Origin of the sequence: [Scytonema hofmanni] UTEX 2349 (genome assembly GCF_000582685.1) — a bacterium.
GTDB lineage: Bacteria > Cyanobacteriota > Cyanobacteriia > Cyanobacteriales > Nostocaceae > Hassallia > Hassallia hofmanni.
This window is the reverse complement of the sequence record NZ_KK073768.1, coordinates 775,289-795,566: the sequence shown is the minus strand read 5'-3', so window position 1 is coordinate 795,566 and position 20,278 is coordinate 775,289. Positions and strand designations below refer to the sequence as shown.

Annotated in this window: 14 protein-coding genes; 5 read left to right on the top strand and 9 right to left on the bottom strand. The window is 40.2% G+C overall.

Annotated features, from left to right (window positions below):
* The first annotated feature begins 179 nt into the window (after positions 1-179).
* Positions 180-359, top strand: coding sequence for a hypothetical protein (locus tag TOL9009_RS43230; protein WP_072022117.1), 180 nt, complete (start codon positions 180-182; stop codon positions 357-359).
* A gap of 355 nt (positions 360-714) precedes the next feature.
* Here TOL9009_RS43230 and TOL9009_RS0108495 read toward each other — a convergent pair whose 3' ends face one another.
* Together TOL9009_RS0108495 and TOL9009_RS0108490 are read right to left on the bottom strand one after the other, a co-directional pair.
* Positions 715-996 carry a type II toxin-antitoxin system prevent-host-death family antitoxin gene (locus tag TOL9009_RS0108495; protein WP_029632424.1) on the bottom strand — a complete coding sequence of 94 codons (282 nt, stop codon included), beginning with the start codon at positions 994-996 and terminating at the stop codon, positions 715-717.
* A gap of 182 nt (positions 997-1,178) precedes the next feature.
* The gene (locus TOL9009_RS0108490) at positions 1,179-2,471 is read right to left on the bottom strand and encodes a dicarboxylate/amino acid:cation symporter (protein WP_029632423.1); all 1,293 of its coding nucleotides are present in this window, start codon (positions 2,469-2,471) and stop codon (positions 1,179-1,181) included.
* Positions 2,472-2,644: 173 nt separating this feature from the next.
* Here TOL9009_RS0108490 and TOL9009_RS0108485 point away from each other — a divergent pair, with 173 nt between their 5' ends.
* Entirely contained in the window at positions 2,645-5,275 is a 2,631-nt protein-coding gene (locus TOL9009_RS0108485) for a trans-splicing intein-formed DNA polymerase III subunit alpha N-terminal partner DnaE-N (RefSeq protein ID WP_029632422.1), read from the top strand.
* A 259-nt stretch (positions 5,276-5,534) separates the two neighbouring features.
* A complete protein-coding gene (locus TOL9009_RS0108480; protein WP_029632421.1) occupies positions 5,535-7,019 on the top strand; it encodes an acyl-CoA synthetase in 1,485 nt (494 codons plus the stop codon).
* A 38-nt stretch (positions 7,020-7,057) separates the two neighbouring features.
* On the opposite strand, the gene TOL9009_RS0108475 is transcribed toward TOL9009_RS0108480, so the two are convergent.
* The 3 genes from TOL9009_RS0108475 to TOL9009_RS42115 form a co-directional block, all read right to left on the bottom strand.
* The gene (locus tag TOL9009_RS0108475; protein WP_029632420.1) at positions 7,058-7,447 is read right to left on the bottom strand and encodes a GxxExxY protein; all 390 of its coding nucleotides are present in this window, start codon (positions 7,445-7,447) and stop codon (positions 7,058-7,060) included.
* Positions 7,448-7,513: 66 nt separating this feature from the next.
* Positions 7,514-13,165 (bottom strand): ATP-binding protein, encoded by a 5,652-nt coding sequence (locus TOL9009_RS50150; protein ID WP_051502848.1) that lies wholly within the window; start codon positions 13,163-13,165, stop codon positions 7,514-7,516.
* Positions 13,166-13,310: 145 nt separating this feature from the next.
* A complete protein-coding gene (locus tag TOL9009_RS42115; protein ID WP_051502847.1) occupies positions 13,311-15,449 on the bottom strand; it encodes a PAS domain S-box protein in 2,139 nt (712 codons plus the stop codon).
* Positions 15,450-15,538: 89 nt separating this feature from the next.
* On the opposite strand from TOL9009_RS42115, the gene TOL9009_RS0108460 reads away from it, so the two are divergent.
* Together TOL9009_RS0108460 and TOL9009_RS0108455 are read left to right on the top strand one after the other, a co-directional pair.
* The gene (locus TOL9009_RS0108460) at positions 15,539-16,216 is read left to right on the top strand and encodes a response regulator transcription factor (RefSeq protein WP_029632419.1); all 678 of its coding nucleotides are present in this window, start codon (positions 15,539-15,541) and stop codon (positions 16,214-16,216) included.
* Positions 16,217-16,538: 322 nt separating this feature from the next.
* On the top strand, positions 16,539-17,195 hold the full coding sequence (locus TOL9009_RS0108455) for a pentapeptide repeat-containing protein (protein ID WP_029632418.1): 657 nt from the start codon (positions 16,539-16,541) through the stop codon (positions 17,193-17,195).
* A gap of 72 nt (positions 17,196-17,267) precedes the next feature.
* On the opposite strand, the gene TOL9009_RS0108450 is transcribed toward TOL9009_RS0108455, so the two are convergent.
* The 4 genes from TOL9009_RS0108450 to TOL9009_RS47030 all read right to left on the bottom strand — a co-directional run bounded on the left by TOL9009_RS0108450 (position 17,268) and on the right by TOL9009_RS47030 (position 20,242).
* On the bottom strand, positions 17,268-18,047 hold the full coding sequence (locus TOL9009_RS0108450; protein ID WP_029632417.1) for an ABC transporter permease: 780 nt from the start codon (positions 18,045-18,047) through the stop codon (positions 17,268-17,270).
* A gap of 163 nt (positions 18,048-18,210) precedes the next feature.
* Complete coding sequence (fraD, locus tag TOL9009_RS0108445) at positions 18,211-19,242, bottom strand: septal junction protein FraD (protein ID WP_029632416.1); 1,032 nt, start codon at positions 19,240-19,242, stop codon at positions 18,211-18,213.
* Between the two features lie 133 nt (positions 19,243-19,375).
* Positions 19,376-19,903, bottom strand: coding sequence for a filament integrity protein FraC (gene fraC, locus TOL9009_RS0108440; protein ID WP_029632415.1), 528 nt, complete (start codon positions 19,901-19,903; stop codon positions 19,376-19,378).
* Between the two features lie 189 nt (positions 19,904-20,092).
* Positions 20,093-20,242, bottom strand: a complete 150-nt coding sequence (locus TOL9009_RS47030; protein ID WP_186227508.1) for a hypothetical protein — start codon at positions 20,240-20,242, stop codon at positions 20,093-20,095.
* Between the last annotated feature and the right edge of the window lie 36 nt (positions 20,243-20,278).

Here is a 20,278-nt window from a genome sequence, read left to right as displayed (position 1 = left end):
ATATATATTCTCAGCCAGAAACTATCAAATATTTAAATTGGTGTGAGAAAATTCCGCAATTGCCACAAAGACAATTGAATAGATAATGTGTAATGTTTGACTAGAATCTTGGTAGTCAGCATCTTTTATAGTAAATGCCAACTACTACCACAACGGTTTTATAATATTTTACCTTTCTTATGACTCCTAAACGCAGCAAGATTAAATTTCCCCTCTGGCAATATCTCAACCAGCCCCTATTTAGCGATAATAGTAAGTTGGTATTAAATCCTCATCGCTTTGCCAGCGTCTGGCGAATTGATCTTCTTAAAAGGTGTTGGGCTAAAGAATGTGATGCTAAAGGACCGCAACAGCATTAAATAGCTACTAGACATCGATCGCTATGCTGATGATGCGTTAGCACAAAGCCAAGAGACGTTACATGTAACGTCTCTACATTCCCTGATTTTTCGCTCTTATGTGGGGTTTAAAAACGCGCTCGTATTAATGCGATCGCTGTACTAAGTCCAAACAGGTTTCGGTGTTGCTTAGATATACAGTAACAGGTCACAGTACTAACCAGTTTTCTATTTTTAGGTTTTGAAAATCCGTATAATTAACAGTGTTATTCGTTACCAAAATCAGATTGTTAACCTGAGCGATCGCCGCAATTTGTCCAGCGGGGACGCAACGGTTCTGAGAGAATATTTGTATCTAGGAGGAAACGTATTTTGGTCAAAAAATTACCTCCTGTCCGGATGATTTATCCCTTACCCCGGCAAAAATTTCATCAGGGTTAATCTCTGCTTCCTCGATATTATATTCCTCTCGAAATCGTTCTATGGATTCCCAAAAGCTTAATGTTTTATTTTTTAGCCTTTCGTATTCTGCTGTGGAAATGATGACAGCAATCTGTTTACCTTCCTGAGTAATTTCGATTGGTTGACCTTGTTCAACTTCCTGAATAATTTTATTTATGTTGACACGAATTTGTTCAATTGAATATTGCTGAGACATTATTTAACACTCAAGACTTTATCCATATTATCCGTAGACAGCAAATAAACAAATTATTTGACTGAGTTACGTTAGTTGATTGAATTTTGGCGATCGCTGAATATTAGTATGGTATCCGTAATTTATCGTAGAGACGTTCCGACGGAACGTCTCTGCCGACAGTCACGTAAAATCCAAAATCGTTAAACTTCGTCAACAGAACGAGGCTTTTTGCCGTCAAGCAAAGCACTAACAGTCATGTCTCCCATGACATTAATCGCAGTGCGGCAGCGATCCAAAAACCAGTCTACCGTAATCAACAAAGCAATATACTGAGTCGGTAAACCAACAGAAGTAAACACCAAAGTCATCGTTACCAACCCCGCATTGGGAATACCCGCTGCCCCCACCGATGCAAAAATCGACGTTATAACTACAATTAACTGCTGTCCTAAATTCAGATTTTGCCCAATCACCTGGGAAATAAACAATGCAGACATTGCCTCGTAAAGGGCAGTACCATCATTATTAAAGTTTGCCCCAACCAGCGCCCCTAAAGAAGCAGAAGATTCCCGCAAGCCGATTTTTGTCTGTAAAACTTCAAACGTGATAGGCATTGCCACCGTTGAAGAAGAAGTGGAAAAAGCTGTCAAAAAGGCATCAGCACCCCCAGCTAAAAACTTTAAAGGGTTCACCCAAGAACCTAATTTGACTCTAGTGAGGTAGTAGCAAGCTTGTAATGCCAGTGCCAGCAGCACTGCCACAATGAAGGCAAACAGAGATTTAAATGGCGAAAACCCTTGTAAGGCAACAGTTTTAGCCACAATTCCCAAAACTGCCAGAGGTATCAGGGCAATCACCCAGTTGAGGATGCGAATTACTGCGTCAAACAAAGTTCCAACTAAATCCTCAATTGGTTGGTATCCTCTTTTCCCTTGAGCGGTTTGTTCTGATTTTATTGCCCGCAAAACGATACCAAAGCTCAAAGCAATCACAATCAGTTGTATAACGTTATTATCAACCAACGGCTTGAGGATGGCTTCCGGTACAACGTCTTTGAGTAATCCCCAAGGGTCAAGACTTTGACTGGGTGCTTGTGTACCTTCTGGAGGTGCCAAAGTTCCCCAAGTGCCGGGACGCAAAACATTTGCCACTAAAAGCCCAATTAGTATCGCTACGGTTGTGTTAGTTAAAAGTAATACAGCTAATTTCCGTCCGGCTGTACCCGGAATCTCAGTAGTCATGAAGGTATGCAACACTGCTACGAGAATCAGCGGTGTTGCTAAAGCGCGGAGTGCTTTCAGCACCAATTCAGCGGGAATTGCCAAGTTGTTGATTAAGTCTTTATTGGCTGCGTTGGGGTTGCCTGCACCTAAAGCAATCCCTAAGCAAATTGCCAGCACCAAGGCGATGATAATTTGCAATGTGAGAGGGATACGCTGCCACCAAGGGCGAGATTTGGAGGAATGCGAAGTAATACTCTCTGTTTCGTTCATTGCTATTTGCTGAGTTAGTGATGTATTTATTTAAACATCACTTTGGACATTAAAAATTCCGGATTCAGATCGGGTAAAACTAAGATAATCTTAGAGCTTGTTGCTTGACATTTTTTTTAAGGGCATTCCCAATGAATGCCGATAAAAATATTGGTTTGTGGTAGGAAAAGTATATGTCTTTTGTCCCTTTGCATATTCACAGTGATTATAGCTTGCTTGATGGTGCCAGTCAGTTACCGGAGTTGATTGATCGAGCACTTACCCTCGGTATGAAAGCGATCGCTCTCACGGATCATGGTGTCATGTATGGTGCGATCGAACTGATCAAAACCTGCCGCAGTCGAAATATTAAGCCAATTATTGGCAATGAAATGTATCTCATTAACAGCGATATCGAAAAACAAGAACGCCGTCCCCGTTATCATCAAATTGTTTTAGCGAAAAATACAAAAGGTTACAAAAATTTAGTTAAATTAACTACAATTTCTCACCTCAAAGGTGTACAAGGCAAAGGTATTTTTTCTCGTCCTTGCATTAACAAAGACTTACTAAAACAATATCATGAAGGCTTGATAGTTACTAGTGCTTGTTTGGGTGGAGAAATACCCCAAGCAATTCTTAGCAATCGACCTGATGCCGCACGTAAAGTCGCTCAATGGTATAAAGAAGTATTTGGTGATGATTTTTATTTAGAAATTCAAGACCACGGTTCCCAAGAAGACAGAATTGTTAACGTTGAAATTGTCAAAATTGCCCGTGAATTAGGAATTAAATTAGTTGCTACTAATGATTCCCATTATATTTCATGTTTCGATGTAGAAGCACACGACGCTTTGCTATGTATTCAAACTGGCAAGCTAATTAGTGAAGATAAGCGGATGCGTTATAGCGGCACAGAATATCTGAAATCTGCCGAAGAAATGAGTCAGCTATTTCGCGACCATTTGCCAGATGATGTCATTGCCGAAGCTATAAACACTACCGAAGAAGTTGCAGATAAAGTAGAGCCTTATCAAATTATGGATGAGCCTCGCATTCCTACCCCCCCCATCCCATCTGGTCATACCGCAGATACTTACGCAGAAGAAGTTGCTTGGCAAGGACTTTTAGAAAGATTAAATCGTAAATCTCGCAGCGAAGTTGATCCAGAATATAAAGAAAGGTTGGAATATGAACTAAAAATGATTCAAAAAATGGGTTTTTCCACCTACTTTTTAGTCGTGTGGGATTACATCAAATTCGCCATAGATCGTAATATTCCCGTCGGTCCCGGTAGAGGTTCAGCCGCAGGTTCTCTAGTTGCTTACGCGATGCGAATTACTAATATTGACCCTGTACATCACGGTTTGTTATTCGAGCGTTTTTTGAACCCAGAACGTAAATCAATGCCAGATATTGATACAGATTTTTGCATAGAGAGACGGGAAGAAGTTATTGAATATGTAACTGATAAATACGGTACAGATAGAGTAGCCCAAATTATCACCTTTAACCGACTTACTTCTAAAGCTGTGTTGAAAGATGTTGCCAGAGTGTTGGATATTCCTTATGGGGAATCAGATAAAATGGCAAAGTTAATTCCGGTGGTGCGGGGTAAACCGACAAAACTTAAGGTGATGATTTCTGATACAACTCCAGCACCAGACTTTAAGCAAAAATATGATGATGAACCGCACGTTCGTCATTGGGTTGATATGGCAATGCGAATTGAAGGAACTAACAAAACCTTTGGTGTTCATGCGGCTGGTGTAGTCATTTCTGCCGATCCTCTTGATGAAATTGTGCCGCTACAAAAGAATAATGACGGTTCTGTGATTACCCAATATTTTATGGAAGATTTAGAATCTTTGGGTTTGTTAAAGATGGATTTTCTCGGTTTGCGAAATCTGACATTAATTCAAAATACTTTAGATTTAATTGCCCAAAATAAAAACATTCATATCCATCCTGATGAAATCACCCGTCAAGAAAGAAAAGCCCAAAAGATTTTAGCTAAAGGTGAACATAACGTCTTACCAAATGAAGTAAAAAAAACTTATGAACTTTTAGAAGCTGGTGAGTTAGAAGGTATTTTTCAATTAGAATCTTCAGGAATGCGTCAGATAGTGAAAGATTTGAAGCCTTCTAATATAGAAGATATTTCTTCAATTTTGGCGCTTTATCGACCAGGACCATTAGACGCGGGATTGATTCCTGATTTTATTAACCGCAAGCACGGACGAGAAGAAATTAAATACGGTCACTCTATTTTAGAACCCATATTGAATGAAACCTATGGAATTATGGTTTATCAAGAGCAAATTATGAAAATTGCTCAAGATATGGGTGGATATACTTTAGGACAAGCCGATTTAATGCGTCGTGCAATGGGTAAAAAGAAAGTTGCGGAAATGGAAAAGCAACGCGAAAAATTTATTGATGGGTCGGCAAAGAATGGAGTTAACAAACAAGTTGCTGAAAAATTATTCAACGATATGTTGAAGTTTGCGGAATATTGCTTAAGTTATAATAGTGAAGTTTTAACAGTTGAATATGGCTTTTTACCGATTGGGAAAATTGTCGAGAAAGGCATTGAATGCAGTGTATATAGTGTTGATAGTTATGGCAAAATTTATACTCAAGTAATTGCCCAATGGCATAATCGCGGTCAACAAGAAGTTTTTGAATATTGCTTAGAAGATGGTACGATTATTCAAGCAACAAAAGACCATAAATTTATGACTGTTGATGGTCAAATGTTGCCGATTGATGAAATATTTGAACGCGGATTGGATTTGATGCAAGTTCAGGGTTTGCCAGATTGACACTCCCCGCCATAGCATGATATTAAACCTTGGTTTTGTGTTGCTTTCCCACCCTGCAATAAATTGCGGGCTAATAGCTTAAGTACGTTAAAACGCACTCTTCTTCGAGACTAAACTTTACATCGCGGCGCTATGTAACGCAACCTCCTGCAATGCGATCGCATCGAAGAGCAAAAATTACGGAAGTTCAAAAAATCATTTGAGATTGCTATATGCTTTCAGTAACTAGAGTGAATCAACTAGAAATTGGTAAAGAAAAGTGAATCTCCCTTTGATTACTCGTGCTCAAGAATATAACGATAAAATAGCGATTGCTACAACGGATGCAACATTTACCTATGGGGATTTGCTGCACACTTCCAGTCAAATAGCAACATATCTTCTTCAAAATACAGAAGATTTACAGGAGCAGCGAGTTGCCTTTCTCATCCCACCTGGGTTTGAGTATGTAGCTACACAGTGGGGGATTTGGCGTGCTGGTGGAATAGCGGTACCCTTGTGTATGTCCCATCCACGACCAGAATTGGAGTATGTGATTATAAATTCAGGCGCATCGATTATTGTTGCTCATCCTAATTTTGAGGGTATACTGCGATCGCTCGCCCAAGCACACAATTTGCGATTTATCCTCACCTCAGAAACGCTCCCAAATCATGTTTGTCCCCTCCCAGAGGTAAATATCACTAGACGCGCATTAATTCTCTACACCAGCGGTACAACAGGTAAACCCAAGGGTGTAGTTACAACCCATCACAATATTCAAGCACAAGTAACTAGTTTAATCACCGCTTGGGAATGGACATCTAGCGATCGCATTTTGCATGTACTGCCATTACATCATATTCATGGAATTGTCAACGTCCTGACTTGCGCTTTATGGGCTGGAGCCGAGTGCCATATGTTGAGCAAATTTGATGCCGAAACCGTTTGGAATCGAATTTGTGACGGTGACTTAACCCTATTTATGGCAGTACCGACGATTTATGTAAAGCTGATTGCGGCTTGGGAAAACGCTTCTAGGGAACGCCAAAAAAGGATGACCGCAGGCTGTGCGAAAATGCGTCTAATGGTTTCTGGTTCAGCAGCCTTACCAGTTCAAGTATTAGAAAAATGGCAGAGTATTAGTGGTCATTTTCTGCTTGAGCGGTATGGGATGACGGAAATTGGCATGGCACTATCAAACCCTTTACACGGTCAACGATTCTCAGGATATGTGGGTCAGCCTTTGCCTCAAGTTGAAGTCAGATTAGTGGATGAGAGTGGGGAGTTGGTTCCACCAGGGATACCAGGAGAAATCCAAGTCAAAAGCCCCGGAGTGTTTCTCGAATATTGGCAAAACCCCCAAGCAACCGCAAAAGCTTTTAGAGATGGCTGGTTCTGTACTGGAGATACCGCCGTAGTTGAGAATGGCAACTACCGTATTTTAGGACGAATGAGCGTGGATATCATCAAAACGGGAGGATATAAAGTTTCAGCTTTAGAAATTGAAGAAGTGTTGCGATCGCATCCAGATATTCAAGAATGTGCAGTGGTTGGGGTTGCCGATCCAGAGTGGGGTGAGCGGGTCTGTGCAGCTTTAATCTTACAACCAGAACGTCAGTTAACATTAGAATCTTTTAGGATTTGGGCAAAAGAGCAATTGGCAGTTTATAAGATTCCAACCCGAATTTTGACACTTGAAGAATTACCGCGCAACGCTATGGGGAAAGTGACTAAACCAAGAGTGGTTGAGCTATTTCATTAAAAGCGAACGCGGATGAACGCAGATGAACGCGGATGGAATTAGAAATTTCGGACGACACGTTTTACCTCTACTTTGGGATTGCCAAAATTTATGATTAGACCCAGAGTAAGTCTAGTCGCTTTCAGATAATTCATACATTGGGCAAAATGCCTACTATCCAATGCTGTTACTGCCTTTAATTCAACAATCACAGCTTCTTCAACCAGTAAATCAGCTTCGTAATTTCCTACAACAATGCCGTCATACCAAACTTGAAGTGGCTTTTGTTGCTCAACCCGCAAACCAGTTTTCCCCAACTCATGCACCAGAGCATTTTCATAAACTCGCTCCAAAAAACCAACCCCCAGCGTATTACCCACCTGAAACGCACACCCAATAATCATCTCCGTTACCCGATTCAACTCCAATCTGCGTTCATCCGCGTTCATCTGCGTTCAAAACTCCTATATAATCATCTCCGTTACCCGATTCAACTCCAATCTGCGTTCAAAACTCTATTTTTTGGTCAATTTGGTAATAGCGGCAATTAGCTGTGCTGGTTCGACTGGTTTACAAACATGAATTTGAAAGCCGGCTGAAATTGCTTGTTGGCGATCGTATTCTCCAGCATAAGCTGTTAGAGCGATCGCTGGTATTTGTCCCCCTTGTTCTGGCAACCAATTTCTCACTTGCCGAATCAGCATATAGCCGTCCATTTCTGGCATCCCAATATCACTTAATAAAACATCTAATTTCGACTTTGCCAAGATTTGCAGTGCTTCCAGCGCTGATGAAACTGCTATCACTTCCGCTTTCTCTTGTTGCAATACGAACCTGATAAAGTCTCGCGAATCAACGTCATCATCTACAATCAGTATTTTGATTCCTTCCAAACTAAGTGAATTAAATTCCGCTTCTGTTGTCAACTCAATTTCTCCTAAATCTGTTGTTGACAACAATGGCAGCTTCACTGTAAATGTTGCTCCCTCTCCTTCGCCAGGACTTTCTACAAAGACTGTACCACCGTGGAGTTCTACTAACTGTCGCACGATCGCTAATCCTAATCCCAATCCACCAAATTTCCTTGTAGTGGCACTATCTGCTTGCCGGAAGTAATCAAAAACATAAGGTAAAAACTCTAGCGCAATACCTTTACCTGTATCGCTAACTGTAATAGTAGCATAGGAATTATTGCCATTGCCCATTGCCCCTTGCCCATTGCCCCTAGATATTGACAATCGCACCTCTACCCGTCCCCCGTTGGGTGTAAATTTAATAGCGTTGGAAAGTAAATTCCAAATAACTTGTTGCAAGCGACCTGCATCACCTGCGACTTGCCCCACATTCGGGTCGAAAATGGTGACAATCGAAATCGATTTCGCTTCTGCTGCTAAACGTACTGTCTCTAAAGCTGCTAAAATAATTAATGATAGATTTACTTTGTCTACATTTAGGGTTAGTTTGCCCCGTAAAATTCGCGAGACATCCAGCAAATCTTCAATCAGTTGTACCTGTAATTTGGCATTGCGCTCAATTGTTGCTAAAGCTTCAGCGGTCTTTGCTTCATCAAACTTGCGGGTTCGCAACAGCTTAGACCAACCGAGAATCGGGTTTAGTGGGGTACGTAATTCGTGAGAAAGAACGGCGAGAAATTCATCTTTGATGCGGTTTGCCGATTCAGCTTGGGTACGCGCTAGTTGTTCAGCTTCGTACAAGCGAGTATTTTCAATTGCTACAGATGCGATCTGTGTTAATTGTACCAAGATGGCTTTGTCTTCTGGTGTAAACTCGCTTTCGTCGTATTTATCAGATAATTGAATCAGTCCAATATTGCGACCATCTCGTCCTGTTAGGGGTGCAGCTAGACAACCGCGCATCGGTAGATTTGCGGCATCTGCGGCAAATTCGCGCCATCGGGGATGTAACTCTAGTTCGGCTTGAGTCATGCGGATGGGACGATTTATCTCGCAGATGTATGCGTAAATGCCTGAGGCATCGGGTTTTAGTTTATAATCTCTCCATGTAGCATATTTATCTGAAAGTGAAGTGACGCTGATAGATTGTGCCCAATTACGATCAAGCGCTATGCTGCTAACTGATTGATGTGCGCCGATTAAAAAACGCGATCGCTCGGTAATTATTTGCACAATTTCTTCAATAGAAAGTGCTGAATTTATCGCCAATGCTGCCTGAGTCAACCCACGCAGTTGACCGGCATATTGCTGAACCCGCACGAGCATTTCTTCGCGTTCGGCTTCAGCAAGTTTGCGTTCGTGTAGCGCAGCTTGCTGCTCGCTAATATCGGTAACTAACCCAATCAGATGAGTCGGCTTACCATTGATATCTCGGTAAACACTTCCTCGTGACCAAATCCAAGTTAAGCTTTGATCAACCCGAATAATTCTACACTCAAAATCCAAGTCTTCGTAGGTTTCAAGTGTCTTCTTAAACTTTTGATCCACCATTTCACGGTCATCTGGATGAACGTGTTCTAAAAATATTTCGTAGTTCCACTCACTTTGCAGGGATTCATATCCAAATATCTGGTCATGTTTTAGCGAACGATGAGCGGTGTCAGATTCGTTTAACAGATTCAATTTCCAATCGCCGAAATGTGCCGAATCTAGAACAAATCTGAGACGAGTGCTACTCTCACGCATCGTCTCCTCTGCAACTTTGCGATCGCTAATGTCAATACACGAGCCAATATAACCGAGAAAATCACCTGACGATGTAAAACGTGGCACCCCGTTATCTAAAATCCACCGATACTGTCCGTCATCGCGTTTCAGGCGATACTCCATACTAAATTTTTCATGGGCATCAAAAGCATTTATATAAATATCTATACAGTACTGCAAATCTTCCGGATGCACTCCTTCAATCCAACCATTACCCATTTCTTGCTCTATCGTCCGCCCTGTAAACTCCAGCCAGGTTTTGTTAAAATAGTTACAAAGCTTGCTAGTATCAGACATCCAAATTAGAGTCGGAGATGCATCCGCCATTTCCCGGAATCGTTTCTCACTTTCCCGTAATGCGGCTTCCATTCTTTCGCGCTCGGTTACATTCAACGCTAATGATAGCACTGAAATTAATTTACCAGATTCATCTAATAAAGTGGAGTTGTACCACTCACAGGACACAATGGAATTATCTTTTGTGTAATTGCGGTTGTAAGAAATATTACGGTTTTCAATTCCTTGAGTCAGTCGAGTCACCGTATCTGTAACAACTTCTAAATCTTCTGTAAAGACAAACTGCCAATCTTGGAAATTCTTACCGATTACTTCTGATGCTTGCCAGCCAAAAATTCGTTCAGCTTCCGGCGACCAACGAGAGACACGAAATTCATGATCCCACTCAACTACTGCCAAAGGCGAGTTTTCTACATGAAAATTTAACCTTTGCAGAGCATTTTGCAATGATGTTTCCGCAGTTTTGCGATTAGTAATATCGCGGAAATAAATACCCATTCCCTCTTCTGATGGATAAGCATGAATCTCCAACCACTTCATTAATGGTTCGTACAGTACCTCAAAATGTACCGGAGTCTGCTCTTTCATTGCTTGACGATATTTTTGCTCAATTATTGTGCCAACTGACCAAGACCACATTTCCCAGTGGGTTTTGCCAATAATTTCCTCTGGCTGCATATTATTCAGTCTTGCTGTCTGTTGGTTCACATAAGTGATCCGCCATTCGCGATCCAGAGCAACAAAAGCATCTGTCATGTTTTCCAGAACGTTGCTCAGATGCTCGTTGGCATCTTGCAGCACTTGCTTCATGTTCTGGCGCATTCTGCTCAATTTTATGGTAGAATCGACACGCGATCGCAGTTCACGCCCAGAGAAAGGTTTAACTAAGTAATCGTCAGCGCCAAATTCTAACCCCTCAATTCGGGATTCTTCCCCAGCACGGGCAGATAGCAAGATGATCGGTATCTCTTTGGTGAGTGGATCTTCGCGCAGTTGCCGCAACAACTCGAAACCATCGAGTCCTGGCATCATAATATCAGTTAAAACTAAATCAAAAGGCTGCTGCCGAATCGCGGAAGCGGCAGCTAATCCATCCTCTACGGCTTCTACTTGATAATTTTTGTGAAGCAGACGCTTGACATAATCGCGTACATCTGCATTGTCATCGGCGAGGAGAATACGGGGAATTGGCAAGTTAGTTGCCAGATTATTGTCTGAAAATCCATTTCCCCTAAGCATAGGCGTCATAACTTTGTCGGGTTTCTTTTCCCCAGAAGTTTGCGCCATTTTTACTGTTGGAGAATTCTCAATATTGAGATTAATCTGTGTTTCCTGAGTTTCTGCTGGCAACCACCGCAAAGCTTCTTCAACATAGGAGGTAGCCCCGACTGCGGTTGATGGTAATGTATTAATTGCACCAATGTTAACCCTTGGTAAGTGAGCATATCCTGTGGGAATAGATACTAAAAAGCTGGTTCCCTGGTCAACAATGCTACTGACGCTGATGATGCCGGCGTGTAGTTTGACTAATTCTTGGACTAACGATAGACCAATTCCAGACCCTTCAAAACTACGTCCCTTCGCACCCTCTACTCGGTGGAAACGCTCAAATAAACGGGGTATTTCTTCTTCGGGGATGCCTGTGCCGGTATCACTTATTTCTAACTCGACGTGATTTTGGTAATCGCGCAATGTTACGGTTATCTCTCCTTGGAAGGTAAACTTAAAGGCGTTGGAGAGCAAATTAAGCACAATTTTTTCCCACATTTGACGGTCTACGTACACCGTTGACAGTAGGGGTGGACATTGTACAATTAAGCGCATACCCGCTGCTTCAATTACTGAGCGAAACAAGCTAGCGAGTTCGGCAGTAAAGCTAGCCAAATCAATTGGTTCATATACAGCTTGGACTCGTCCTGCTTCAATGCGTGAGAAATCTAGGAGACTGTTGACCAATTTCAGCAAGCGCTGTGAGTTGCGATGGATTAATTGCAATTGTTCTTGGTCTTGTGGCGCAAATTGTGTTGCGCGATCGCGCAACATTTCCTCTAAAGGTGAGATAATTAGCGTTAGGGGCGTGCGAAACTCATGGCTAATATTACTAAAAAAAGTCGTTTTTGCCCGATCTAACTCAGCTAGGACTTGCGCTCGTTTTCGTTCGGTTTCATAGGCACGAGCATTAGCGATCGCACCTCCCACATTACCTGCAATCAATTGAAAAAAACCGCTATACTGTTCATCTAAAGCACGTCGCGGATTGATTCCAACTACCAGTAAACCTGCGGTCAAATTCTGGTTTGCTTGGGTTATTGGTAATATTAATGCCGACTCAGCTAAGTCTGCATAACTAGAAGCACCCCAATTATCTACCCGTTCAGGCTGACCTGTCTGGACAACTTTTACTAAGGGGAAGTTGTGTGTATCATCTGACAATAAATCTAAACTTTCTTGACTTGCTATTTCTGGAGGTGCTAATCCCACTGATTTGATCAACTGAGCTTGTTTACCTGTCTCATCCAGCAAATAAATTAAAGCAAAGGGAATATCAGCGGCATTATCAGCTAAAGTTTCCATACTCAGTTCGCAAGCAGACTCAACAGTCTTCGCTTGGGAAGTTTTTGCGGCTAACTCTCGTAGAGTACGTAACCGTCGTTCGCTCAAAACTCGCTGAGTTGTTTCGGTAACAGTATTAAAAACGCCACCTATACCACCTGTTTCATTACGGATGGGACTATAAGAAAAAGTGAAGTAGCATTCCTCAAGATAACCATTGCGCTCTATTAAGAGTAACTGATCCTCAGACCAAGTAGCATTGCCTGTAATCCTTACATCTTCGAGCATCGGTCCGATGATATCCCATATTTCCGACCAAGACTCCTGTGCTGGTTGACCCAAAGCTTGCGGATGTTTAGTCGTCCCCAGAAGAAGACGGTAAGCATCATTATAAAGCATGGCAAATTCCGATCCCCACAATATCAGCATTGGGAATCGAGAGGATAAGCAAATACTTACAGAAGTACGCAAACTCTGACACCAATGCTTAACAGAACCGATTGGTGTAACTGACCAATCGAGAGTCCGCATCATCAGACTCATTTCCCCATTGCCAGGAAAGATATCCTCTTGCTGATAATCTGGGGATGTAGAGCGATCGCTTCTCAGCTGGGAGTCCAATTCCTTATCTTGCATTTTTAGGGGTTAAATGATATGAGTGGGAATTTTTTGTCCAATATTATCCTACATTTAGCGTAATCTATTCTGGAGATACCGCTTCGGGCGATCGCACTTATGTGCATAAAAATTTTTGACGAATTATGATTACGTAGTAAGCGCTTCAGCGCTTAACTTCCCCCAAATCACTCTTCCAAGGAATTCTGACAGTAAAAGTAGTACCAACCCCCACTTTACTTTCTGACTTGATGCTACCACCGTGTAGTTCCACACATTTTTTTACCACAGCTAGTCCTAAACCAGTTCCAGTCACATCACCAACATTTTCCCCTCGTTGGAAAGCTTGATAAAGTTGTTCTTCTTCTTCTTGGCAAATTCCAATTCCTTGGTCTTGTATCTGAAAAATAGCTTGTCCTGATTCAGTCGCCAATGTGAAATAGATTTTGCTATCATCTGGAGAATACTTGATGGCATTATCAACCAAATTAGTCACAATCGAACGCAACATTCTTTCATCCATCCAAGCGATTCTTTGAGAACATTGGCTGACAAAAACTATGTCTTTTTCAGCGCGAGTACTAAACTTGATTTCTTCTAATAAGGAAAAGCAAAAATCTTCTAAATCTAAAGGTTGCGGTCTAAATTCTAATTTACCAGCTTCTGCCCTCGTTAAGGTCAGAATATCTGTTAACAATTGTGTCATGGTTTTCGCGGAAGATTGAATGCGATGAAGATTTTTCAGCTTTTTCTCTTCTGACCATTCTTTATTAGAATTCTCTAAAAGTTGCGCCGAAATTAAAATAGTACTTAAAGGAGTGCGAAACTCATGAGAAACCATTGAAAAAAAACGAATTTTCAGTTCATTTAATTCTAGTTCTTTTTCTAAATTTCGCTGAACTTCTTCCGCTTGCTTTCGTTCAGTGATATCTTGTGTAACTACGGCTCGACGATAAATCTTTCCTAAGCCATTTTTAATGGGGAAACTGTGTTCCCAAACCCAGCGTACCGAATCATCTGGACGCACGATGCGGTATTCAATCTCAAATTCTTTTTTAATGTTGTTCTCAAGATTAGCAATCACACGAGCTTTATCTTCTGGATGAACAGCATCTAGAAATGATTGGGGATTTATATACAAACTTTCACAAGTGCGTCCCCAAATTTTTTCATAAGCCGGATTAACATATAATACTATGTCTACCTCAGCATCCCTCATCCAAAAAATTTCATGAATATTTTCTGCAATTTGGCGAAACTTTTCTTCGCTGGTAGCTAGTGCCTCCTGTGCTTGCTTTTGTTGAGTAATATCGCGTGCTAATACTAATCTAGCAGGTCGTCCTTTAAATGTTAATTCGTGAGAGGTAATTTCTACATCAATTTCTGTTCCATCCCGCTTTTTATGTCTTCTCGTTGCGAATCGTTTATCTGCCCAACGTAGCCGAGGAATTCTATCAAGAAGGGCAGGTACTTCTTCTGGGGGACGAATATCTTTAATTGTCATAGATAGAAATTCGCTTTGTGAGTATCCATACTGTTTGATAGCTACTTCGTTAACAGCTAAAAAACTTAAATTTTCTAAGTCATAAACCCATAAAGGATGAGGATTAACTTCAAATAAATTTCGGTATCGTTGTTGACTTTCTCGTAAAGTATCTTCTAATTGTTGGCGAGTGCTAATTTGTCGATGCAATAATGAATATACTATAAAGAGTAAAGCAAAGCTAATCCAATAACCAGTGATGTTTACGACGATTGTGAACCGAAAACTTGCATCGGAACGAGTTTGGTGTTGCTGTACTAATGATTGCTCTTCTTTGTCAATTTCGCTAATCAATTGCCATATTTGGTCTTGAACTTTCAGATTTTTATCTGTCAGTGCTAATTGAATTGCTGTGTTAGATTTATCTCGTTTGTAAGAGTCAATAGACTGCTTGAGCAAACTTACTCTCTGGGCAATCAAAGGTTTGATGATATTTAGTCTCTGCTGTTGTGTGGGATTATTGGTAGTAGCGCGTTGAGCATCTGTTAATTTAGCTTCAATAGTTTGAATTGCCGTGTTGTATGTTTCTTCATAAAACTTATTTCCCGTAGCAATGTAACTGCGCCTAGCTTTTTCAGCATTTTCCAGTGTATTTAGTACATCTCTAACTTTTTGTATGACTTCGTAGGAATATTCTAATTGTCTTTCCCTAGCGAATAATTTATCTGTATTTTGATATGAAATAATGTTAACAATTCCAATAATCAACATTGCCAATCCAAACCCGACAGCAATAATTTTTCTTTCCAATGACCATTTCATATGCAATGCTTGTATGATAAAAAATTTGATGATGGTTAATATCGTTTAGTGATTTATGTCACATCTATTAAGGTTCATTTTAAATTAATATGCGAATTCTACTTGTTGAAGACAATGCGCGTTTGGCAGAAGCGCTTTTAGAAGCTCTAACTGACCAACTCTATGTGGTAGATGTAGTCAAGGATGGGGAGTTCGCTTGGGATCAGGTTAAGGCGATCGCCTACGATTTGATTTTGTTAGATGTGATGCTTCCTAGATTAGATGGGATCAGTCTTTGTCAACGCTTACGTCATCACGGTTATTCTCTACCAATTTTGATGCTAACGGCTCGTGACACCAGTACAGATAAAGTTAATGGCTTAGACGCGGGAGCGGATGACTATGTGGTTAAACCTTTTGATTTGCAAGAGTTATTAGCTCGCATCCGCGCTCTATTACGTCGAGGAAGTTCAACTTCTCCACCTATTTTGACATGGGGGAAGTTGCTTCTCAATCCTAGTACCTATGAAGTCACTTATTTGGATGTGCCTTTGCAGTTAACCCCTAAAGAATTTAGTTTGTTGGAACTATTACTTCGCAATGGTCGTCGCGTCCTCAGTCGTGCTGTAATTATTGATAGTCTGTGGAAAAGTGAAAGTTCACCGGAAGAAGATACTGTTAAGGCTCATGTTAAAAGTTTGCGTCATAAACTTAGAACTGTAGCCGCTCCGGAAGATTTCATCGAAACGGTTCATGGTTTAGGATATCGTTTGAAGCAATTGTCTTGAAGATAGGAGATAGGGGGAACAAGAGATTTTCATTCCTTTGTTGTACAATGGGTTATTCTTGGGGATCAATCTGAAATTGATCGTAGCTGTTAAGTATTACATTTTTTTTACATTATCAATCTTTGCTGACTTATGTCAGCTTTTTTTCTTTTTGAAACTAGTTGTAGAAGGCATTTGCAGGTATCTTCCCGATTTCTTCCCGATATTTTCTCCATATTTTCTCGATTCTTTCCTCAGCTTATATACTTCTGCGGTGTAACCTCAATATACAGTAACTATCATTACGAACTGTTGATATAACTGACACCCAGAGGTAAAGACTATGATAAATTATGCTGATAAACAAGAATTCATTCTAAGTCAAATTACACAAAAGTCTTTTCAACGAGAAGATTTTAGTGGATGTGACTTGAGTGGAATCGACCTTAGGGCAGTTGACTTAAGTGGAATTAATTTGATAGGAGCAGATTTAAGTGGGGCAAATTTGAGTGGATCTGTGCTTGTTGGGGCAAATCTTAGTGGTGCAAATTTAAGCGGAGCCAATTTGCAGTCAGCTTATTTATATGAAGCTTCATTATGTGAGGCTAATTTGAAAAATGCTGATTTAACGCGAGCTAATTTGTGTTGTGCTTTTTTGTGGAGAGTAAATTTAACAAAAAGTAAGCTTTGGGGAGCATCGTTGTGCGGTGCAGATTTGAGCGAAGCAAATTTGACTGAAGCTAACTTGATTGAAGCATCATTAATTGAAGCCAACTTAATGAGAGCAAATTTAGTGGGAGCAAAGCTATGTGGTGCGATTTTGCTCGAAGCTAATTTAAAGAAAGCCAATTTAAGCAGTGCAGATCTAACTAGTGCAAACTTAACTGAGGCAAACTTAAGTGGAGCGAACCTTTGGGAGGCAAACTTGATTCATGCCAAGCTATGGGATGCTGTTATGCCTGATGGAACGATTCAATACCCTCAAATCATGTTTTGTTAATGAGTGATGAAGTGATTAGTCATTTCTTATTGTCGTATTTTTGACTCATAACTAATGACTAATAACTAATAATTAAAACTCACGTCGGGAAAAGATAAAGATAGCGATCGCTAACAAAATGACACTGTAAAGCAAGGCATAACCAGCATTCGTAATTAGTGCCATTGAGTCCGGTAGCGCTGCAACACCATAAACAGCATCATTTTTTAAATCTAATCGAGATAAATCAGGCAAGAGCAGATACAATCCTTGAGTGAGGCTTTCAATACTCTTATTATTTCCCAAACGACCAAGTTTTACTAAATCTTGAGTAATGTTCCCGATTAAATACACTGCAAATGTTAAAGCAGTTGCTAACAGGGAACTAGTAAACACACCTAAGGCAATAGCTACAGCAGTAATTAAAGCTAGTTGCAAAAATAGAAAAACCACAGCAATTAAAATACTTGGTGTGGAATGAGGAACATCACCCAACTGCAAAAATCCTAGAAAAATCGCCGTCATAGCTGCAACAAGTGTAGCTAGTACTGTTAATAACCCGAAATATTTACCAGTAATAAATTCACTATGACTGACTGGTTTGGTAATTAACACTAAAATAGTGCGTTTCTCAATTTCTTTGTTAACTAGTCCTGTACCCACAAATACGGCAACAATTAAGCCGAGGATATTCATCACTGCTAGACCAAAGTCTAAAAACATTTTATCTTCTGTCGAAGCAGCAAATTCCGGAAGTAAGCGGATGGCAACGGACACTATTACCGTATAAAAACCGATAATATACAGAATGCGATCGCGTACCACTTCCCGAAACACATTCGTTGCTAGCACAAAAATTCTGCCCAAATTCATAACTATTTAGTTGTTAGTTGTTAGGTGTTGGTTGTTAGTTGTTAGTTGTTAGGTGTTGGTTGTTACTTAACAAAAAATATTACTGACTTTCCCCCTTGTCCCCCTTGTCCCCCTTGTCCCCCTTGTCCCCTTGTCCCCTTGTCCCCTTGTCCCCCTGTCTTATTTACTGCTGCGCTGGAGGTGAGCCGGCAATAAATTTAGGAACGCGATCGCAGTCAATTTCTGCTACGGTGGCTTTATCTGGTTTGCTCACATTGGCGATGTTTGAGTTTGTTGGTGCTGCGACTGGCTCAACCTTACAAGACTTTTTCACATAAAATCCGCGTGGGTTGGAACTTGGACCTGTCCAGATACTTAACAAATCTAATGTATACCCAGATTTTGTATTAACTACACGCGGTCTAACAACCCACAATTCTTTCTCTTCATATTTTGCTAAATTTCTTTCTATAACTCGTCTACCCAAATTTCCTACTTGTTGATCCGCATTTATTAACCATCTTTCTACTTCCGACCAAGGTCTTCCACCTACTTGTTCTTCTACTAATGGCTGAAGTTTATTGATAATCAACACACCATTTGTCGGTATTTTATCTGGGGATTCTGTTCTAATCACAAATGTACTTTTCTTAAAATCATTTGCTTGCAAACTGGGATATTGTGTTAACCAATTATCCATAACAAAGTAAAACTGAATCCAGCAACTTAGTATCATACAACTGGCAACCATGACTATTAGTTTTTGCCGGATTTCTGGCTTAGGAATTTGTGTTTGCACATCAGTACCACTTCCTTCAAAAAATTCGGGAATTGCTGTAATTAGTGCTGAAATGGTTGGCCAAAGCACGATTGTTCGTGGTGTAATTACATCTTCCCCTTGTCCAAAAGCAAAAACACTCACTAAAAATCCCGTTAATACTGCCCCTACTGGCATAAAAGTACCGGGAATTCTTAAAGGATCATCAGTGGTATACCAAGATGTTCCAGCAATTAAAAATAACCAGCCGAAAAATGAAATTATATCTCTTACATAACCTACAGCCAAAGATGAGGCAAACCAAGAAAAAATACTCAAATAAATTAATGTTTGCCAAGAGTAGGCTTTCGGTGGAACCAATAATCTTCTTATTCGCCCATAAATATCTTCGAGAAATTTAAATACGCCAAATAAATCTTTTAAAAACAAGAAATTCATATTTCACTCCTCTTAATTACTCTGGTAAATTTTATTTTTACTTACTCTTTAAGTAAACAAGTAATAGTTGAACATAAACAAACTTGATTTATTTGACATTCAACATTTTTGACTTAATGATTTAATTTTACATTTATCTAGAGCGAATCAACAAAATTATCACAATTGCAGTATAGCTAAGTGAATTCGCTATTAGTATAGTAGTCACTAAATTTGTATTCTGCAATTTAGCCTTGTTAGCACGCCGGAAGTTACGACGTGGATATGCTTGAAGTTCTAATTCATTTTTTATTGGTTCAGCTAGTGATAGCAAAACAAGCTTTAATAGAAAGTATTTCAGCAAGAAAGTCGTGAAAAAAATTATAAAAGCAACCAAAATCATTAAGGACTGGACATTATATTGATTAAAAAAGACATAACTGATTAGTTGTGATTTTAAATTAACTGGTAAAACTGGCTCGATAAAGAAAAAACTTATCCAACCAATCACAGCAGTAAACAGATTGATACAGATGGCATAAAAAATGCTAGTTTTTTTGTCAAATCTTAACCTAACATTCAAAACATACCCTTCTATGGGTATAGCAACCAATAAAAATAAAAAATCAAACAAAATGGCACCAAGGGGAAAAGTTGTCGGAAGTTCAGGATATTCAAACATAAAAGGGTGAGGTATAAGGTTGACTTGAGAGAGTATAACTGAGAGATTCAGAATGATAGGGAAAATTATCTCATTCTTCCAGTCTTGTACCATCTTTTTGTTCTTTTGGTTATGGTATTGCAAAACTTTACAAGATTGGGGCATGGGGCATGGGGCATGGAAAGAATCGTATTTATTCACGCAGTTGCTTTATTCAATTTTTTTAATTCTCATTGCCCATTGCCCAATGCCCATTGCCCATTGCCCAATGCCCATTGCCCAATGCCCATTGCCCAATGCCCATTGCCCATTGCCCATTGCCCATTGCCCATTGCCCATTGCCCATTGCCCATTGCCCATTGCCCCATGCCCTATGCCCTAGCCGATAGTGCAAGA